Source organism: Kiloniella spongiae (genome assembly GCF_001026905.1).
Taxonomy (GTDB): domain Bacteria; phylum Pseudomonadota; class Alphaproteobacteria; order Kiloniellales; family Kiloniellaceae; genus Kiloniella; species Kiloniella spongiae.
In genome coordinates, this window is record NZ_LAQL01000006.1 from 1 (window position 1) to 18,472 (window position 18,472).

Annotated in this window: 17 protein-coding genes; 9 read left to right on the forward strand and 8 right to left on the reverse strand. The window is 47.7% G+C overall.

Annotated features, from left to right (window positions below; translation table 11 throughout):
* Positions 1 to 372 precede the first annotated feature (372 nt).
* Positions 373 to 837 carry a GNAT family N-acetyltransferase gene (locus tag WH96_RS08925; protein ID WP_053005791.1) on the forward strand — a complete coding sequence of 155 codons (465 nt, stop codon included), beginning with the start codon at positions 373 to 375 and terminating at the stop codon, positions 835 to 837.
* A 100-nt stretch (positions 838 to 937) separates the two neighbouring features.
* Here the strand turns inward: WH96_RS08925 and WH96_RS08930 are convergent, their stop codons facing one another.
* Both WH96_RS08930 and WH96_RS08935 read right to left on the reverse strand, forming a co-directional pair.
* Positions 938 to 1,876 (reverse strand): choline kinase family protein, encoded by a 939-nt coding sequence (locus WH96_RS08930; RefSeq protein ID WP_053005792.1) that lies wholly within the window; start codon positions 1,874 to 1,876, stop codon positions 938 to 940.
* A 12-nt stretch (positions 1,877 to 1,888) separates the two neighbouring features.
* Entirely contained in the window at positions 1,889 to 4,312 is a 2,424-nt protein-coding gene (locus WH96_RS08935) for a GcvT family protein (RefSeq protein WP_047763839.1), read from the reverse strand.
* Between the two features lie 179 nt (positions 4,313 to 4,491).
* Between WH96_RS08935 and WH96_RS08940 the strand changes: the two genes are divergently transcribed.
* The 5 genes from WH96_RS08940 to nadC all read left to right on the forward strand — a co-directional run bounded on the left by WH96_RS08940 (position 4,492) and on the right by nadC (position 10,073).
* Positions 4,492 to 5,271 carry a DeoR/GlpR family DNA-binding transcription regulator gene (locus WH96_RS08940; RefSeq protein WP_047763840.1) on the forward strand — a complete coding sequence of 260 codons (780 nt, stop codon included), beginning with the start codon at positions 4,492 to 4,494 and terminating at the stop codon, positions 5,269 to 5,271.
* A 96-nt stretch (positions 5,272 to 5,367) separates the two neighbouring features.
* On the forward strand, positions 5,368 to 6,378 hold the full coding sequence (locus WH96_RS08945) for an NUDIX hydrolase (RefSeq protein ID WP_047763841.1): 1,011 nt from the start codon (positions 5,368 to 5,370) through the stop codon (positions 6,376 to 6,378).
* Between the two features lie 171 nt (positions 6,379 to 6,549).
* On the forward strand, positions 6,550 to 7,572 hold the full coding sequence (gene nadA / locus WH96_RS08955) for a quinolinate synthase NadA (RefSeq protein WP_047763843.1): 1,023 nt from the start codon (positions 6,550 to 6,552) through the stop codon (positions 7,570 to 7,572).
* A gap of 11 nt (positions 7,573 to 7,583) precedes the next feature.
* Positions 7,584 to 9,182, forward strand: a complete 1,599-nt coding sequence (locus WH96_RS08960; protein ID WP_047763844.1) for an L-aspartate oxidase — start codon at positions 7,584 to 7,586, stop codon at positions 9,180 to 9,182.
* A gap of 36 nt (positions 9,183 to 9,218) precedes the next feature.
* The gene (nadC, locus tag WH96_RS08965; RefSeq protein ID WP_204248162.1) at positions 9,219 to 10,073 is read left to right on the forward strand and encodes a carboxylating nicotinate-nucleotide diphosphorylase; all 855 of its coding nucleotides are present in this window, start codon (positions 9,219 to 9,221) and stop codon (positions 10,071 to 10,073) included.
* A gap of 20 nt (positions 10,074 to 10,093) precedes the next feature.
* On the opposite strand, the gene WH96_RS08970 is transcribed toward nadC, so the two are convergent.
* The 6 genes from WH96_RS08970 to WH96_RS08995 form a co-directional block, all read right to left on the reverse strand.
* Positions 10,094 to 10,285, reverse strand: a complete 192-nt coding sequence (locus WH96_RS08970; RefSeq protein ID WP_047763845.1) for a hypothetical protein — start codon at positions 10,283 to 10,285, stop codon at positions 10,094 to 10,096.
* Positions 10,285 to 11,289, reverse strand: a complete 1,005-nt coding sequence (gene cydB / locus WH96_RS08975) for a cytochrome d ubiquinol oxidase subunit II (RefSeq protein ID WP_047763846.1) — start codon at positions 11,287 to 11,289, stop codon at positions 10,285 to 10,287. The genes WH96_RS08970 and cydB overlap by 1 nt, the downstream gene beginning before the upstream one ends.
* Positions 11,279 to 12,703, reverse strand: a complete 1,425-nt coding sequence (locus WH96_RS08980; protein WP_047763847.1) for a cytochrome ubiquinol oxidase subunit I — start codon at positions 12,701 to 12,703, stop codon at positions 11,279 to 11,281. Before WH96_RS08980 ends, cydB begins: the two co-directional genes overlap by 11 nt.
* Positions 12,704 to 12,903: 200 nt before the next feature.
* On the reverse strand, positions 12,904 to 13,746 hold the full coding sequence (locus tag WH96_RS08985) for a homocysteine S-methyltransferase family protein (protein WP_047763848.1): 843 nt from the start codon (positions 13,744 to 13,746) through the stop codon (positions 12,904 to 12,906).
* On the reverse strand, positions 13,746 to 14,609 hold the full coding sequence (gene metF, locus WH96_RS08990) for a methylenetetrahydrofolate reductase [NAD(P)H] (protein ID WP_047763849.1): 864 nt from the start codon (positions 14,607 to 14,609) through the stop codon (positions 13,746 to 13,748). Before metF ends, WH96_RS08985 begins: the two co-directional genes overlap by 1 nt.
* A 6-nt stretch (positions 14,610 to 14,615) precedes the next feature.
* Positions 14,616 to 15,554 carry an ArsR/SmtB family transcription factor gene (locus tag WH96_RS08995; RefSeq protein ID WP_047763850.1) on the reverse strand — a complete coding sequence of 313 codons (939 nt, stop codon included), beginning with the start codon at positions 15,552 to 15,554 and terminating at the stop codon, positions 14,616 to 14,618.
* Between the two features lie 528 nt (positions 15,555 to 16,082).
* Here WH96_RS08995 and ccmA point away from each other — a divergent pair.
* The 3 genes from ccmA (at position 16,083) to WH96_RS09010 (ending at position 18,340) form a co-directional block, all read left to right on the forward strand.
* Positions 16,083 to 16,757, forward strand: a complete 675-nt coding sequence (gene ccmA, locus WH96_RS09000; protein ID WP_053005793.1) for a heme ABC exporter ATP-binding protein CcmA — start codon at positions 16,083 to 16,085, stop codon at positions 16,755 to 16,757.
* Entirely contained in the window at positions 16,754 to 17,440 is a 687-nt protein-coding gene (ccmB, locus tag WH96_RS09005) for a heme exporter protein CcmB (RefSeq protein WP_047763852.1), read from the forward strand. Before ccmA ends, ccmB begins: the two co-directional genes overlap by 4 nt.
* Positions 17,441 to 17,605: 165 nt before the next feature.
* The gene (locus WH96_RS09010; protein WP_047763853.1) at positions 17,606 to 18,340 is read left to right on the forward strand and encodes a heme ABC transporter permease; all 735 of its coding nucleotides are present in this window, start codon (positions 17,606 to 17,608) and stop codon (positions 18,338 to 18,340) included.
* The last annotated feature ends 132 nt before the right edge of the window (positions 18,341 to 18,472 follow it).

Here is an 18,472-nt window from a genome sequence, read left to right on the forward strand (position 1 = left end):
CTACAACAACACTGTCAAAGACCTTTTTGCAAAAAACTCACATTTTTTTAATATTAGCGTAACAGAGCCGTTTTACGTAAGTTTATTACCCAAAACACCTCTGTTTAGGATGTTTTCTGAAAAAGGCAGATTCCCCGATAGCAAATTCATAAGATAATTACGGGATAATTAGAGCAAATCGATAAAGAATCCCCGAAACCAAGCAAAAAAATATGCGAAATTCTCTCGAATAATGCTTGAAAATAACTTTTACCCCAGATGATTCGCATTTAATTCCCCGAATCACCAAACTATAAGCAAGCACACAGTAAGATTCTTAATACAAATGCCTAAGATAACGATTTTACACTTGAAAGAATCCTTCCCAGCGACGTGGGGCTTTATAAAGAACTGAGATTGGAGGGGCTTCGAGAAACGCCCGAAGCCTTTGGAGCATCCTATAGAGATGAATCCACCGAAGTCTTTACTTACTATTGCGAACTCTTAAACGACAGCTATGTCTTTGGTGTTTATGGCAATACAGGAATACTTGCAGGTATTGCAGGTTTACGCATCTCCAAAAAAGAAAAGCTACGGCACAAAGGGACACTTTGGGGCATGTATATAAAATCGGAAGCGCGCGGTAACGGTTTGGCCAAGCAACTCGCATCACTAATCATCGAAACGGCCAAAGAAACCACCGAAGAACTTCTCTTAACCGTGGTTGCTTCCAATATTCCAGCAGTCAACTTATATAAAGCATTGGGTTTTATTGAATACGGCATCGAACCCAGAGCACTTAAAGTTCAAGGCACTTATTATGATGAATTACTCATGCTCTTACGGCTCGAGACATAAAGCAATATATAAAAAGGCACACACCATACTTCTGCCTCTAACATTACCGATTAAATCCTCTACAATGCCCCAACCCACTCAAACATGCTTTGAAAACATGTCAATTATATAAGCTTCCCCGATCAACGGCACGAAGATGCTCAGCAAAACCAGAAGAAGACATCAGCTTTTTACAGCGCTCAAAACGTGCAATGCTATACGCCCAAAAGTCTTCGGCAGGATTTTTATTGCCATGCTGTATCAACCCCCAAAGAGTCCAGAGAAGATCACACATCGCTTTGTAGATGATCATACGACCTAGGATTTCAGCTGGCGGCTCTTCGCCCCAATAGGCAACAAGTAATTCCCGATCCTGTTCCTCGGAAAATTCGGCCTCGACAGAAAGATCTCCAAGATCCCATAGAGGATCATTCATCCCGGAATATTCCCAGTCCACAATCCACATCTTCTGACCATCATCCAGGAAGTTTTCAGATAAAGGATCACAATGACACGGTGTTAATGGTAGCTTCGTCTTAGAGGCCAGAATATTTCGAATGTTTTGCGCCTCTTCAACAACCTCGCGATACCCATCTGGTAAAGTAACGTCCAAGCCTGAGAGAACCTTCAAATATTCATCAATCATGGCAAAGAGCTCAAACCGGAACAGAAATTCTTTTCCCGAGTTATGCAACAAAGCCAAGGCACGTCCAGCCCGACCAGCAGATCCGGATATCTCTTTAAAGGCAAGAGGGCTCATCGTTTTTGTACCCTCCAGGAACCGCGAGACCATCACGCCACTTGAGGGATCACTATAAAGAACTTCTGCAGAGACCTTTATATCCGCAGCAACTTGAGCATTATGAGATTCAACAGAACGATCAATATATTCCTCAGTCCCCTCTCCTGGAATTCGAACAATGTAACTCTCTTCTTTTCTCGACACTTTAAAAACAAGGTTTGTCAGCCCGCCGAGACGTTCAACGGAATAACTTCCAGGAGTCCAATCCTGTAGCTCCGGAACCAACACTATAATTGATGCAATTTGCTTCGCTTCCATTTCTATCACCCCTCACATTTTTAAACGTTTGTTCATAGGGTCATACAAAGCACCATCTATACGCACAGCAGGATAGCGTTTTCCAAAAGCTTCAATTTCAAACCCTTGCTGACCAGCAAGCGGAACAGGAAGGTACCCCATAGCAATTTGCGCCCCCATAGTATGACCGTAATTAGCTGATGTTGTCAGCCCAACCACATCGTCACCACGAAAAATCGTCTCTGCACCGTAAAGGGAGACATCAGCCTCAACAGTAAAGGTGGATAATTTTTCCGTTGGTCCACTTTCTTTAATCATCTGAAGGGCTTCGCGACCGATAAAATCGCCTTTTGATTTCAGCGCAACCTTAAATCCCAACCCGGCAGCATAAGGTGTGTAATCAGGGGTTACCTCTGAGCTCCAATAGACATACCCCTTTTCCATCCTCAGACTATCAATGGCACGGTAACCGACATTGGCAATATCATAAGGTTGCCCTGCCTCCCAAAGCTGTTCATAAACATGCGCCGCAAATTCAGTTGGAATGTGCAACTCCCAGCCCAGTTCTCCGACATACCCAATACGCAGAGCCCAGAGTGTTGCTGCGCCAATTTCAATCTGCTGGCAAGTCGAAAAAGGGAAAGCGACATTGGAAATATCTTGGCGCGTCACCGCTTGCAAAACAGCTCTCGAATTTGGCCCGCAGATATTGATCACAGCCTTGGCAGAAGTCACTTCGAACGCATGAACCGATCCATCCACTGGCAAATGCGACTTGATCCAATGGAAATCATGCGTAGAAAAACCACTGCCGGTAATGACATAAAAGCGCTCACGACCCAGACGACATATCGTCAAATCAGCTTCAATCCCGCCTTTTTCGTTACAAAGCTGTGTATAAACGACCGCCCCATCGAGCTTATCAAGGTTTGAAATCGCAAGCCCTTGCAAAGCTGCTAACGCACCCGGACCAACAACCTCCATCTTTGCAAAAGAAGATTGATCTATTAACCCTACATTTTCCCTCACAGCCTTACACTCTTTGGCAACAGGCGAGAACCAATTTGTTTTCCTGCGATCAAAATCCAGCTGATCAACAGGTTCCAACCCATTCAAAGCAAACCAATTCGGACGCTCCCACCCTGCCCGACTACCGTAACAAGCACCTTTTTCCTTCAGTATATTATAAAGCGGGCTACGCCTTATTCCTCTGGCTGCTTTTGCTTCTTCGCCAGGCTTGTGAAGAAGATAATGCCCGCCATAGTGTTCGACGGCCCGATTATACATAAAATAGTTCGTGTTATGGTGCTCGCTAAAACGGCGGATATCCAGAGGCCAGAGATCAAGACTTGGGGCTTCATCAATTATCCATTCCGCCATCATCTGTCCCGCACCACCGCCTGCAGCAATTCCATAGAGAAAACCACTGGCAACAAAATAGTTATCAAACTCAACGGCCTTTCCCATCACAAAGTCACCATCAGCAGAATAGGGAATGGGACCATTAATGAGCTCACGAATGCCCACAGTATTAATTACCGGCGTGATTTCCGAAGCAAGGCAGGCCAATTCCTCAAAGCGATCAAAATTTTCACCCAACAGTTCCCGACCAAATCCCTGCGGAATACCCTCATCTCCAAAAGGAAGCGTTCCCCTTTCGTACCCACCAACAACCATTCCCCGAACTTCTGGCTTGTAATAGATCAGTCGATCGGGATCCCGCATTGTTGGCATGTTTTTAGGCATATCGGGAATGGGATCAGTGATCATGTACTGATGCTCCAATGCACAAGCGGGTACCTTCACATTACTAAGAATCCCCAATTCCCGAGACCACATACCTCCAGCATTAACCAATATATCAAAAGTCCAAGTCCCCTCAGACGTAACGACTTCGGATGCTTGTCGGCCGTTTCGACGTACCTCCAGAACTTCAACGCCTTGATGAATTTTTGCACCCTTATCACGGGCTCCCTTTGCCAGCGCCTGACAAACAGAGCTTGGGTCAATATAACCATCACTTGGAATATAGGCTGCACCTTCGACACCGTCTGTTGTCATGATCGGAAAGAGTTCCTGTGCCTCTTGTGCAGTCAGGATTTGCATCTCAAGACCAAAACTTTTAGAGGTTGTTGCCAGACGCTTTATTTCGAGCATCCGGTCTTTAGAGCTTGCCAACCTGAGACTGCCAACCTTTTTCCAGTCCAGCGACTGTCCGGTTTCCGCTTCTAATTTGTCATATAACTCAACGGATTTCTGCAGCATACGGGTTGTATTTCGCGAGGACCTTAGCTGCCCCACCAACCCGGCGGCATGCCACGTCGCCCCGTGAGTTAACTGATTTTTCTCCAGAACAGCGACATCCTGCTTTCCCATACGAGTTAAATGATAGGCGATAGAGCACCCTATAATCCCGCCCCCAATTACAAGAACCTCTACATGACGCCGATCAGACATTAAACTCTCCTAGAAAGCAATCAATAACCACACAAATCCACAATAACCACATAAAATCACCGAAACTAGAGTCGCGTCAATCCAAAATATTTATATTTTGAGGAAATTTCGTGTTTATTTCGTGGTTTTGTTGCTATAAATACTGAAACAACAACAGCAAACACACGAAACAGAATCAGATGAACCCTTCCAAACGCCAGCTCGATATCCTTAAGAACGTTCGCTTTAATGGCTTTTGCACAACAGCGGCCCTTGCAGAGACCTTGCAAGTTTCGATGGAAACAATACGCCGTAATGTGAATAGCTTGGTCACTGAAGGCTTACTGGAGAAAGTACACGGCGGCGTCTCGCTTCCAGAAAGCATTCCTGAACCCTCATTTTCCCGTCGTCTTGCAGAAGACAAAGAAGCAAAGCAACAGATCGCCACCCTGGTAGCGGCACAAATTCGCAACGGGGAATCGCTTTTTCTCGATAACAGCTCGACCACAGCTTATGTTGCCATGGCGCTTAGCGAGCACAAAAATTTGTTTATCGTCACCAACTCGGCCTCAATCGCCAACATTCTGGTGAGCAGGAACGGAAACAGAGTATTTTTAGCCGGCGGCGAACTCAGGGAACATGATGCAGGGGCCTTTGGGCCTGAAGCTCTGGAATTTGTTGGCCGGTTTGAGTTGGACCACGCGATACTATCAGCATCAGCTGTACATTGCGAAAAGGGCTTTATGGTAAACCATCTTTGCGAAGCAGTGTTCTCGCAAACTTTAATCAGTCATTCCCAGCAATCCATCATGGTTCTGGACCATAGCAAGTTTGATAAAATGGCTCCGGTTAAACAATGCGATTTCTCTCAAATCAGCCAGTTCGTCTCGGATAGCACGCCTCTGAACCCTTTGCTCGAAGCCATTAAACTTGGCGGCTGTGATTTACTGACAGCAGAATCACAAACGTTTTCACAGTAGAGATTTGCAGATTATAACAGTCACCTACCATCAGATCTTGCCTAATATCAATTCCTCTGTGATCTTAGAGACTTAAGAGATAGAGGCACTATAGGTATGAATGTGAATGCAGAATCAACAAACGGGCAGGTCGTTATCGGACTGAATGCCGTTATTGTTGCTATAATTGAAGAGCAACCAAAGGTTCTTGTCGTCCAGCATACCTCTGAAACATTGACTGCCCAGCACGAAACATTGACCGAACGGACAGCGCTGCCCCACGACAATCGACACGAAGCACTTCCCTTCGGCCCTTTTTATCCACTGAAGCACCGCACACTTGAAGCTGGTCTCAGATCATGGGTAGAAGAACAGACCGATCACGATATTGGCTACGTTGAACAACTCTATACATTCGGTAACGAAGGACGCGACCCTCGCGAGGAAGCTGGTGGCGCCCGCTTGGTATCAGTCGGCTATCTCGCTCTGGTGCAAGATACCGGCCCGACAGCGATTGAAAATGCGGTTTGGCAGGATTGGTATCGCTTCTTCCCCTGGGAAGACTGGCGCGATGGCTCTCCCATTATATTAGAGAGTGATATCATCCCCGCCTTGCGGCAATGGATTGCTGATGCTGAAAATAACGATGAGCAAAAAGATCGCTACGAACGTGCCTGTATTACGTTTGGGTTGGATGACACCCCCTGGAACGATGAACTTGTTCTGGAACGATACGAACTACTCTATGAAGCAAGCCTGGTCACGGAACGCCAAGACAACCTGAATGGAGAAGAAATAAGTGATCATCGCGGAACAGCAATGGCATTGGATCACCGACGCATTTTAGCAACAGCCATCGGGCGCTTGCGGGGTAAAATAAAATATCGTCCTGTCGTGTTCGAACTGATGCCCCCGACCTTTACGCTATTACAGCTCCAAAAAGTCGTCGAGGCTCTCTCGGGATCTCTACTACATAAACAGAACTTTCGTCGACTCATCGAGAAAAAAGGCCTGGTTGAAGCAACCGGAAAGATCGAAAGCCAGACCGGCGGGCGTCCTGCCAGCCAATTCCGCTTTAGGCGCGAAGTCCTGATGGAACGCCAGGCACTGGGTGTCCGCCAGAACTAGCGCGCCTCCTCTTCAGCTAACCGAATCTTCCTTAGGCCAAAACTACTTATACTAATATTGAGCATAATACGCTTGACCCAAGTAATACTCACTTGTAGCATAAGGGTAACAGGGAGCTCCCGTCTTTTTTTTATAGCCCCCTTATACTCACATAGAGCAAAAGAGGTTACAATGTCTGCCAATACTGCAGTCGCAGAGACAGAAGAATACACATACACCCCGGAAGTGGCCGCACGCACGGCCTCTGTCTTTGAGCAGGTTTACCCCGCGATCAGTAAAGAAGAGTGGCCTGATTTTGCGCCCTATGTTGATGAGATCCTGCGTTTGAAAAAAGAACGCAACGCTGTTGTTCTCGCCCACAATTATCAGACGAGAGATATCTATCACTGCGTATCTGATATCGTTGGGGATTCACTCGCACTTGCACAAAAGGCTATTGATGTCGAAGCCGATGTCATTGTGATGGCCGGCGTTCACTTCATGGCAGAGACCACAAAACTTCTAAATCCATCGAAGACTGTACTGATCCCCGATCCCAAGGCCGGGTGCTCCTTGGCTGACTCCATCACAGGCGAAGACGTCCGTAATCTTCGCAAAAAATATCCCGGCGTTCCCATTGTCACTTATGTAAATACCTCCGTCGAAGTAAAGGCTGAATCAGATATCTGCTGCACATCCGGAAATGCTGTGAAAATCGTTGAATCATTGGGTGTGGATCGGGTGCTCTTAATCCCGGATCGTTTTCTTGCCGCCAATGTTGCCGCCGAAACCGACGTTGAAATTCTGACATGGGAAGGCGAATGTGAAGTGCACGAACGCTTTACTGCCCGACAGGTTAATCAACTGCGCAAGGCACATCCCAATGTCACGGTCCTTGCACACCCGGAATGTCCGCCGGAAGTTGTCGAAGCTGCGGACTATTCAGGATCAACTGCCGGTATGATCAACTTTGTATCTGAGCAAAAGCCAGCAGAAGTCGCCCTGATCACCGAATGCTCTATGGGTGATAACATCGCGTCAGAAAACCCGGATACCAGCTTTATTCGGTCCTGTAATCTTTGCCCTCACATGCAACGCATTAACTTGATGAACATCTGTGAATCATTAAAGACGATGACGCACGAAGTTACTGTTGATCCTGCGCTTGCTGATCGGGCACGCCTTGCAGTTCAACGCATGCTGGACGCAAGTTAAGGAGGCTTCCCGTGCCCAACCCTGCCGACACGATTGAAAGAACGACGACAGATGTTTTGGTAATTGGTGCGGGCCTCGCAGGCTTGATGGCGGCGGTGCACCTTGCACCAAAAGCTGTAACGCTTCTGTCAAAAGGGCCGCTTGGAGAAGAAGCATCGAGTACCTGGGCACAGGGCGGGATATCAGCTGCACTTGATCCCACCGATAGTCCTGCAAGTCATCTCGCGGATACCCTTGCCGTCGCCGGCGGTATTGCGGATCAGGACATTGCCACTTTGGTTACCGATCTTGGGCCAGAACGTATACACGATCTCATCGATCTTGGCGTGATCTTTGATCATGATGACAAAGGCCTGAGCCTCAGCAGAGAAGCTGCCCATAGCCACAGGCGCGTTGTCCATGCCAACGGAGATTCGACCGGACGAGAAGTCATGCGCGTTCTACAGTTACGGGTGAAAGAGGCCGCGCACATTACGGTCCTCGAAAATGCAGAAGCTCTAGATTTGCTATGCCAGAACAATCAGGTTTTTGGCGCAAGCCTTCTGCAAGATAATAAATTGCGAACAATCACTGCTAACGCCACAATTATTGCTACAGGCGGGATCGGGCAGATCTACAGCGCAACGACCAATCCATTCGCCGCGAGTGGAGATGGGCTTGCCATGGCCGCCCGCGCAGGTGCGAAACTGAAGGATCTCGAGTTCGTCCAGTTTCATCCAACAGCCATAGATGTGAAGGCCACACCACGCCCCTTGGCAACGGAAGCTTTGCGTGGGGAGGGAGCCTGGTTGGTGAATGAGGCGGGCGAACGTTTTATGTGCGATGAACATCCCCTCGCCGAACTGGCGCCACGGGATATTGTCGCCAGAGGCATATGGCGACAAATACAAAAGGGACATCGCTGTTATCTCGATTGCCGTAAATCGATCGGGGATACTTTTCCACAAAGCTTCCCCACGGTATATACGCACTGCAAAAATCACGACATCGATCCGACGAAAGACCTTATTCCTGTCGTTCCGGCAGCGCACTATCATATGGGGGGCATCGAAGCAGATAATCGTGGGCGAACCAGTCTCAATGGCCTCTGGGCCTGTGGCGAAGCTGCTTGCACCGGCTTGCACGGAGCCAACCGATTGGCCAGCAACTCTTTGCTCGAAGCCTTGGTTTTTGCTCCTCTTGTCAGTAAAGATATCTGTGATTTTCTCACGACACCCCCGGCAAGAAACATCCCTGAGATTGAAGTTTCCGAAAAAACCGATGCTCCTTACCCCGCTGCGAATAGAGATGAAGAAGCCATTTACGAGCTGCAAATCCAGAACTATCGCTACATCGGGCTTTGCCGGGATGAAAAGGGATTGAAAACACTGCTGAAAGAACTGGATCGTATCGAGTTAGATATTCCACATGCTTCAGCACGGTTAAAAAATATAACGACGATTAGTCGTTTGATAGCAACGACAGCACTTGAGCGAAAGGAAAGTCGAGGAGGTCACTATCGCCTCGATTACCCCGAGAGTAACCCTCAATATCAGCATCACAGCACCATAAAACTGGACAACGCTACAAAGCATGCAACCACAAATGCTGCAATGAAGCTCGCTTCCTAAACTGCCCCAAAGATATATCGACAATAAAAAGTGTAAATGATGAACATACCGCCTTTACCTTCCCCCCTTATCACACAGACCGTACAGGCCGCGCTTTTGGAAGATCTTGGATCGACCGGGGATCTCACCAGCCAATCAATGATCCCTGAAGATGCCCAGCTCACAGCATCTGTAGTAAGCAGACAAAGCGGTATTGTTTCCGGCTCCGCATTTCTAAAGGCGGCAATGGCTGAACTATCTGAGCAGGTGGTAGTTAAAATTTTACCGGAAGATGGCACACGTCTCTTTCCCGGGAGTATTGTTGCCACAATAACAGGTCCTGCGCGCGCAATCCTGAGTGGCGAACGTGTTGGCCTGAACTACATGGGGCATCTATCGGGAATTGCCACGGCAACCCGTAATATTGTTGATCTGGTTGACGATCTGCCTGTACGCGTCACCTGCACCAGAAAAACTACCCCCGGTCTGCGGGCTTTTGAAAAATACGCTGTCCGGTGCGGCGGCGGACACAATCATCGCTTTGGTCTTTATGACGGTGTGATGATCAAAGATAATCATATTGCTGCGGTTGGAGGCGATATCGGGAAAGCCATTGCAACCGCCCGATCACAAGTAGGGCACATGGTAAAAATTGAAGTCGAAGTTGATCGGCTTGACCAGCTGGAACAGGCACTCCATCATAACCCCGATATCATTCTGCTGGATAATATGGATTTACCAACCCTGCGCGAAGCCGTCGTGATGATAGATGGGAAGGCCATTGCAGAAGCATCTGGCGGTATCACCCATGAAACAGTACGTGCCATCGCAGAAACCGGGGTTGATGTTATCTCAATGGGATGGCTAACCCACAGCGCCCCTTGCCTGGATTTGGGGCTGGATATCCTCTAGCGACAACTCAAGCCTGATACTTAAGAAAGCCCAAGCCAGGCACGGATAGCATACCCAACGACACCCAAAGAAAAAACACCACCGAACCATAGCCCAACAAACCAAATCAACCGATGCTGGAGACTCTGTGCCTCTGGTTGAGTTGTTGTTTCTGATTGCTTCTTTACTGGAGACACGGCCAGCGTTTTATTCGCAGAGTTATTCATTACCATCAATGATACCCCTCGTCAGGATCCACTTTCCCACGGAATACCCAATAGGCGTAGGCTGTATAACCAAGAATTAACGGCACGAGTACAGCAGTACCAATAAGCAAGAATTCCAGACTTACATCAGGCGCCGCCGCTTGCCAGATTGTCAGGCTCGGGGGCACCATATAAGGGAAAAAGCTAATCCCCAAGCCTATGTAAGTCAGAACAAATAACCCCAAGCTGGCTAAGAAAGGCCAAGCGTCATTCTTTTCTCGAAGTCCTCGCAATAAAACCAGCGCCGAAACCAAAACAAGAAGCGGAACAGGTGCGGTATAGATTATCTGTGGCATGGTAAACCAACGCGCCAGAAACTCAGGATTAAGAAACGGTGTCCAAACACTGACAATCCCGATTAAACCCAAAAGCCCAAACAGTGCCGGCTTTGCATAGCGATGGGCTTTTTCCTGCACAGGCCCAACAGTCTTTAAAATCAACCATGTTGATCCCAACAGAATATAGCCAACGACAACAGATATTCCTGTGAGTAGTGAAAACGGCGTTAGCCAATTCCACCATCCACCTGCATAGGCACGATCAACGACGTCGATGCCCTGGACCAAAGCCCCTAGGGCAATCCCCTGGCAAAAGGCTGCGGCAAGTGAACCACCAAAAAAGGCGAGATCCCAAAGCCCTTGAGAGTTCTCACTTCGCCACCTGTATTCAAAAGCAACACCGCGAAAGATCAACCCCAACAACATAATGGTCAAAGGCGCATAAAGCGCAGGTAACACAACAGAATAAGCTAGGGGGAAAACGGCAAAAAGCCCGCCCCCACCAAGAACCAACCAAGTCTCGTTTCCATCCCACACCGGAGCAATGGTATTCATGGCATAGTCGCGTTCGCTCCCCTTGTTAAAGAGGGGAAACAAAATACCAATTCCCAAATCAAAGCCATCCAACAGAACGTAAGCAAGAACAGCAAAGGCAATCAGCAAAGACCAGATAAGTGCAAGATCAATTTCCATTTGTCTTACCTCCTGTTTCTTGTGTTAGCGCTTCAACCGGGAACATGCTCGTAGCACGTATTGGCCCCTCATCAGGTTTGTAATCATCGGGGATATCCGTATCAGGTGTACGCTTCATCAAACGAAGGATGTAAACCACACCGACACCGAACACAGCAAAATACACAATCACAAAAGCAAGCAAGGATATAGCCACCGCCGGCGCATCAATCGGAGAGATGGAATCAGATGTTCGCAGCAAGCCATAAACCGTGTAAGGCTGTCTTCCGACCTCTGTCGTTATCCATCCGGCTAAAAGAGCAATAAAACCGGATGGGGCCATCCAGGTCGCAAAGCGCAACATTAAAGGTGTTTCATACAGCTTTTTCTGCAAGCGCCGAAGAAAGCTCCACGCCCCCAACACAGCCATCAGAAATCCCAAACCAACCATGATACGAAATGACCAGAAAACAATGGGCACATTCGGCCTGTCTTCCGGTACCCATTCTTTCAAACCTTTGATTTCGCCATTGAGGTCATGCGTTAGAATCAAACTGCCCAGTTTAGGGATTTCCAGCGCAAAATGAACTGTCTCATCTTGCATTGACGGCAAGCCAAAAAGAATAAGCGGCGCCCCTTTCCTTGTTTCAAAATGCCCTTCCATTGCCGCAATTTTAGCAGGCTGATGTTCCAGCGTATTCAGCCCATGAAAGTCGCCCGCGATAATTTGGATCGGCGCAACAATAACCGCCATCCACATCGCCATTGAAAACATGATCCGTGCTGATCGGTTCGTTTTGTCACGCAATAGATGCCATGCCGCAACACCACCGACAACAAAGGCCGTCGTCAGATAGGCCGCCAAAACCATATGAACCAAACGGTAGGGGAATGAAGGGTTGAACACAGCTGCCCACCAGTCCACAGGGATAAACTGCCCAACTTCGTTGATACCGTAGCCTGCTGGTGTCTGCATCCAGGAGTTCACAGACAATATCCAAAAAGCAGAGAAAAGAGTGCCAATCGCCACCATAAGCGTCGCAAAGAAATGCAGCCTTTTGCCAACCTTGTTCATACCAAAAAGCATGACGCCCAAAAATCCGGCCTCGAGGAAAAAGGCAGACAGAACTTCATAGCCCATCAGCGGACCAAGTATCGGACCCGTTTTGTCAGAAAATACACTCCAGTTCGTCCCGAACTGATAGCTCATGACAATGCCGGAAACCACGCCCATCCCGAAGACAACGGCAAAGATCTTTATCCAGTATTTGAAAATACGCAAAAAAACATCACGCCCAGTCCAGAGCCAAAGACCTTCGAGAACAGCGAGGTAACTCGCTAACCCAATAGAAAAGGCCGGAAAGACAATGTGAAACGAAATCGTAAAGGCAAATTGCACACGCGCGAGAAACGCGGCATCCAGAAACTCAACCATATCCAATCGCACCCGGATCAGAGCGCCCTCAGTTGTTGATCTGAATCTATAGTCACGTCAAACGGATACAAGCGCAAGACGCTAGAAACGAGCGTTTTGTCTCACACAAAAAGTAGGGTTTTAGGGAAAAACAGTAAAGATAGAGGGCGGCATCTTTATCAAATGCCGCCCTCTTTAACAAACTGTGCATCCAAAATGCTTTAGTTGTTGGCAACCGCTGAATAGTCATTCCAGCTCGACACAGGCACAATGGCCTCACGCGGGGATACATTCGGTCGCGTGACCGGGCGATAGCCATCAGCTGCCTTTTTGCGCAACGCCGCATCAAGCTTCAAGGTTTCCCGAGGGGAACGACCACCATGAACAAGAATTTTCTGTCCGACCTGATGTACCGGGAAACCAGCTTTTATCGTATCACCATTTTCAACATAGCAAACACCATCCACAAGATCGCCAACGGTATCATCTGTAAAATCGTGATCTTCCGAATAATCCAAAAGCAATGGAACCGAAGAACCAAGCTCTAACAGAGCCTGTCTTGCAGATGCCAACTGTGCGCGTGCCTGTTCCAAATCAGCCACAGGCTTGAACGTCAGCGCATCGACGCCACCCGAAACGAGCCCCTGCACCTGAATGTAGGCACCATATCGCAATTCATTGTCCGCCCCTGTTGCATTGGATTGATCCGCTACACCCAGAACAAATCGACGACGATCACCACCCGGCAGCGAATCAACAGCCAAACAAGCTGCTTCAGCCGCAAAATGATTTATAATGAAGACTTCATCTTGCATATCGAATTTCGCCAAAGCATCAAAAGAAGCATCGCCTGTGTGCGTTCTGATGACATCTGCACCAGCTTCCAAAAAGTCTTTGTGAGCTGCCGTTACCAAATCCGGACGGGAAATATTCAAAGCGGCAAGGCACTCTTCATGCCCAAAGGTAGCGCGTTTGAGGTCAATTGCGGCCTCACGCAGGGCTGGTTTCAAATCACCATCAGTTAATAGAACACGGCTGTTTAGCGCATCAATAAAGTTTCTCATTATGCAGCTTCCTTCTCTTCAGCTTGAATAGATAGAAGCCGGCACACAGCTTCTGTTAAAGGCGAACGGTTGAGGGTATAAAAATGGAAAGCGTCAACACCGCCATCAATCAAATCACGGCACAGATCCAGACAAAGCGATACAGCAACAGCTGCCGCTGTTTCAGGATTGTCTTCCAATCCCTCAAAAGCATTACTGACCCAATCCGGGATTGTCGCGCCGCAACGATCGGCAAAACGCTGTAGTTGAGCGATATTATTGATTGGTAAAATCCCAGGAATAATCGGAATTGTAATACCTGCTTTCCTCGCTTTCTCAACAAAACGAAAATAGCTCTCCGCTTCAAAGAAAAATTGCGTGATCGCTGTTGTCGCACCGGCATCTTGTTTCCGCTTTAAGAAAGCCAGATCATCAGCCAGTGATTTACTATCCGGATGCGGATCAGGATAGGCAGCAACCGCAATTTCGAAATCGCCGAGTTCTCTCAGGCTTGCAATGAACTCAATAGAATCCTGAAAACCATCGGCATGAGGTTTAAAGGCGGTGCCGGGTTCCTCGGCATCGCCGCGAAGAGCAACCAAACGAGTTACACCCAAATCACGCCAGCTTTTGACTGTTTCCAGAATTTCAGCTTTCGATGCCCCAGCCATTGTAATGTGGGCTGCAAGCGTCAGATCTTTATCCTGCGAGAGTTCATTCAATAAATCTTTTGACTTCTGCTGCCCTGAACCACCAGCCCCATAGGTAATGGAGTAGTATTTCGGTTCAAAAGCTTTCAGCCGTGTAACCGTCTTGGTTAAGTTCTCAAGACCGTTTTCCGAAGCCGGCGGAAACAGTTCAAAACTGATATCAGGCCTTTTCATTCTTCTTTACTCCGTGTTGGGATCGCGACGTGCTGTCCAAATGCAGACCGTCAGCGGATCACCCGGAAGATGTTCTGGGTCGGAGAGGGTTAATCCCGCATCGTCGCAAAACTCTTCAATTTGTTTATCGTCAAAGCCCAGCCAATGATGTGCATGGTCATCACGGAGGCTATCCATACGATGGGGCGCGAAATCCACCAAAATCAAACGACCTCCGGGCTTGATCACCCTTGCAGCCTCGCGCAAACACATTCGCGGATCGAGGGCATAGTGCAGAACCATATTCAGGCAAACCGCATCAAAACGGGCGTTGCCGAAGGGAATTTGATACATATCGCCCTGACGCACCTGACAGTTTGTCAAACCGGCACGGTCAATATTGTTTCGGGCAATCGCCAGCATCTCGCGAGAAATATCCAACCCGACAATAGAGCCTACTTCGCCAGAAACCAGTTCCAGCACACGGCCGGTTCCGGTCCCAATATCCAGCAGTTCCTTTACTGGTTCTTGCAGCAATGTTTCCTGAAATGCTGCTTCAATAGAAGATGTGTCGATGTGCAGAGACCGAATCTCATGCCAATCCGACGCATTTTTACGGAAATACTCCTGCGCCTTGCGCGCACGTTCTTCTTTGATGTTTTCCAGACGTTGAAAGTCCAAAGCCAGTTTGGGGTCATCCGCCGGGATCAAATCGATCACCAGCCGTGCCAATTCAGAACAGGGCTGATTATCCGACAGCCTGAAATAAGCCCAGTTACCTTCCTGATGTCGCTCCAGAAGACCTGCTTCCATTAAGAGCTTCAAATGGCGAGAAACACGTGGTTGGCTCTGCCCAAGAATTTGAACGAGCTCACTCACAGTCAATTCCGCATGAGCGCAAAGCCCCAGAACACGCAACCGCGTTGGTTCGGCAATAGACTGTAATCCTTTTAATAGTACTTCCACGGTAACGTCTCCTCTAGGCGTGAGCTGTGCGCCAAAATCAATATAACAATATCTTTATATTGTGATTTATCAAGAAAAAAAATAACCTAATAGCGATCATTTTTTATTTTTATGCGACACAAACTAATTTATCTACTTGTTTTCGCTTCATTTTATATAGGGAGCCATCACACTTTACAAAAATACGAAGAATCCTTGGCCATGTGATAAATCACCATTTTGCCACATTTAGGGCTAAGTCCCTTCAAAATTGGATCCTACATTCAAAACCGTAGAGAGCTTCCCCTCTCTACTAGAGATCCTGAAGATCTCCACATTACCCCAAAGCTGGACTCTAGCGGCTGCCAGATACCCGACTGGCAGCCGCATCCTCTTTAAGACTCCCGATCCCCTTGCGTCATAAGGAAACACCTTATTGGCGAGAGGGGATTTTTTTTGCTATACGCTTTTTTGTTATACGCAAGACAGTCGATCAGGCATGATGGCTTTTTGCATCTCAGTTTGTATAAAAAACTAAGGGTTTAGATATTGGGCAGCAGCCTTTTTCAAGGGAAAGACCTTACCTGTATAAGAGGCGGACGCACTGTCTTTCTTGGATTGAACTTCAATCTTGCGAAGGGACAGGCCCTTGTTCTCGAGGGGCCAAATGGTAGCGGAAAATCAAGCCTGATACGCATGCTATCCGGTCTTGTCCGGCCAAGATTTGGGAAACTTGTCTGGCAAGAACAGGATGCCACAAAAGATCCAGAGATTTTTCAAAAACATATTCACTACATTGGACACCGAAACGCGATTAAACCTGTTTTGACGGTTTTGGAAAATCTGGCCTACTGGTCAGGAAAAACAAAAGACGATCCAGGTTTGGAAGACGCTTTAGATCATTTCAGAATGCTTCCACTCAAACACACCCCGGCGAATCTCCTCTCATCCGGGCAAAGCAGACGGTTAACCCTGTCACGCTTGCTGGCGTCAGAGCGATCAGTTTGGTTATTGGATGAACCCTCTGTCGGCTTAGACGTTGCGTCAGTAAGTTTATTAGAAGAAGTCATTAAAACCCATAGATTAAAAGGTGGGTCAGTTATTTTTGCAACACACAGCCCCATACAAGTTGAAAATCCAGACAGGCTAAATCTGCAAGATTACAGTCCGCTTTATAACAAGGAACTTCTGGAGATTGAAAATGACGAGGAATCCTGGATATGAAAGCTTTCCTCAATATTGTTTCCAGAGACTTGCGTCTGGCACTACGTCAAAAATCAGATTTAACCATGGCCGTTTTGTTTTTTATTCTCACCGCCATGTTATTTCCTTTTGGCCTGGGGCCAGAGCCGAACTTGCTCGCGCGCATTGCCCCCGGCATTATTTGGGTCACAGCTCTGCTGGCCGTCCTGCTGTCTCTTGAACGGTTGTTTCTTGCTGATTATGAAGACGGAAGTCTGGAACAGCTTATTCTGTCGTCAACATCACTGGAGATTGCCGTCCTCGCCAAAGTTCTTGCACACTGGCTAACAACAGGACTCCCATTGATTCTAGCCGCTCCGTTAATTGCACTGCTATTTAATATGGATTCTGACGCCATGACGATCCTCCTGATCGCCATGGTCTTGGGAACACCCAGTCTAAGCTTGATCGGGGCTATCGCAGCGACACTCACACTCGGCGCAAGGCGTGGGGGCGTATTGATTCCCCTACTCGTTCTCCCACTTTATATACCAACACTGATTTTTGGTGTCGGGGCTATTGATGCGGCCATGAACAGTCTGGAAGCTGGTGCGGTTATCGCAAATGCACGACCTCACCTTTTGTTGCTTGGTGCAATATTGCTTGTTTCGCTATTAATAACGCCATTAGCTGGAGCCGCCGCGTTAAGGCAGTCGGTAGAATAAAACACAAGGAAGTGAGTTGAAGCGGATTGATAAATATCTCAAATGTTTGATATCTGAAAATTGATTGATATCAAGGCAAGGTATATATCTTTGTCCTAGTGTCTGCTCACCGTTGAATGAACCTGTGCCTGATGCACAAGAATGTAAATTGAAGGGATAAGGACAATGTCGGTCTTTCACCGATTTGCCAATCCAAACAGATTTTTGAAGCTGACCAATCAGGTGCTTCCATGGGTTTCCGGCCTGACAGTAATTTCACTGGCCGTCGGTCTCTACATGTCTTTCTTTACCTCTCCCCCCGATTATCAACAGGGCGAAAGTGTAAGGATCATGTACATTCATGTGCCCTCTGCGTGGATGGCCATGTTTGTGTACACATCAATCGCCATTGCATCTGTCTGCTCTTTGATCTGGCGACATCCCCTTGCTGATCTCGCAGCCAAAGCGTCGGCTCCCATTGGGGCTGGCTTTACTTTTCTGGCCCTTGCGACTGGATCACTATGGGGCAAACCTATGTGGGGGGCATGGTGGGTATGGGATGCACGCCTGACATCAGTGCTGATTCTCTTCTTTCTTTATCTCGGTCACATGGCCTTGATGAACGCCTTTGAAGAACAGGAACGCGGCAACAAGGCCGCCGCTGTTCTTGCCATTGTCGGTTTTGTGAACATTCCGATTATCAAATTTTCCGTCGACTGGTGGAATACACTCCACCAACCAGCCTCTGTCATGCGTGCCGATGGTCCGACAATTGACCCATCAATGCTGTGGCCGCTTATGATTATGGGTATTGCCTTTAAATTATTCTATATCGTGGTTTTACTGATACGAATCAAAAGCGAGTTGATAGAAGCCAAACTGCGGAAATATCGACGCGCTGTTGTTGATAAGGCACATTAAGATTTTGGTAAAACCTTTAATTAAATCAGCTTGCGATCAACAAATATTGATCGTGATGTGAATCAAAATCTTAGGGTTTTAGTGTGACATAATGCGCTAGTGTTTAAACAACAGAATTATGTCTATCTACAA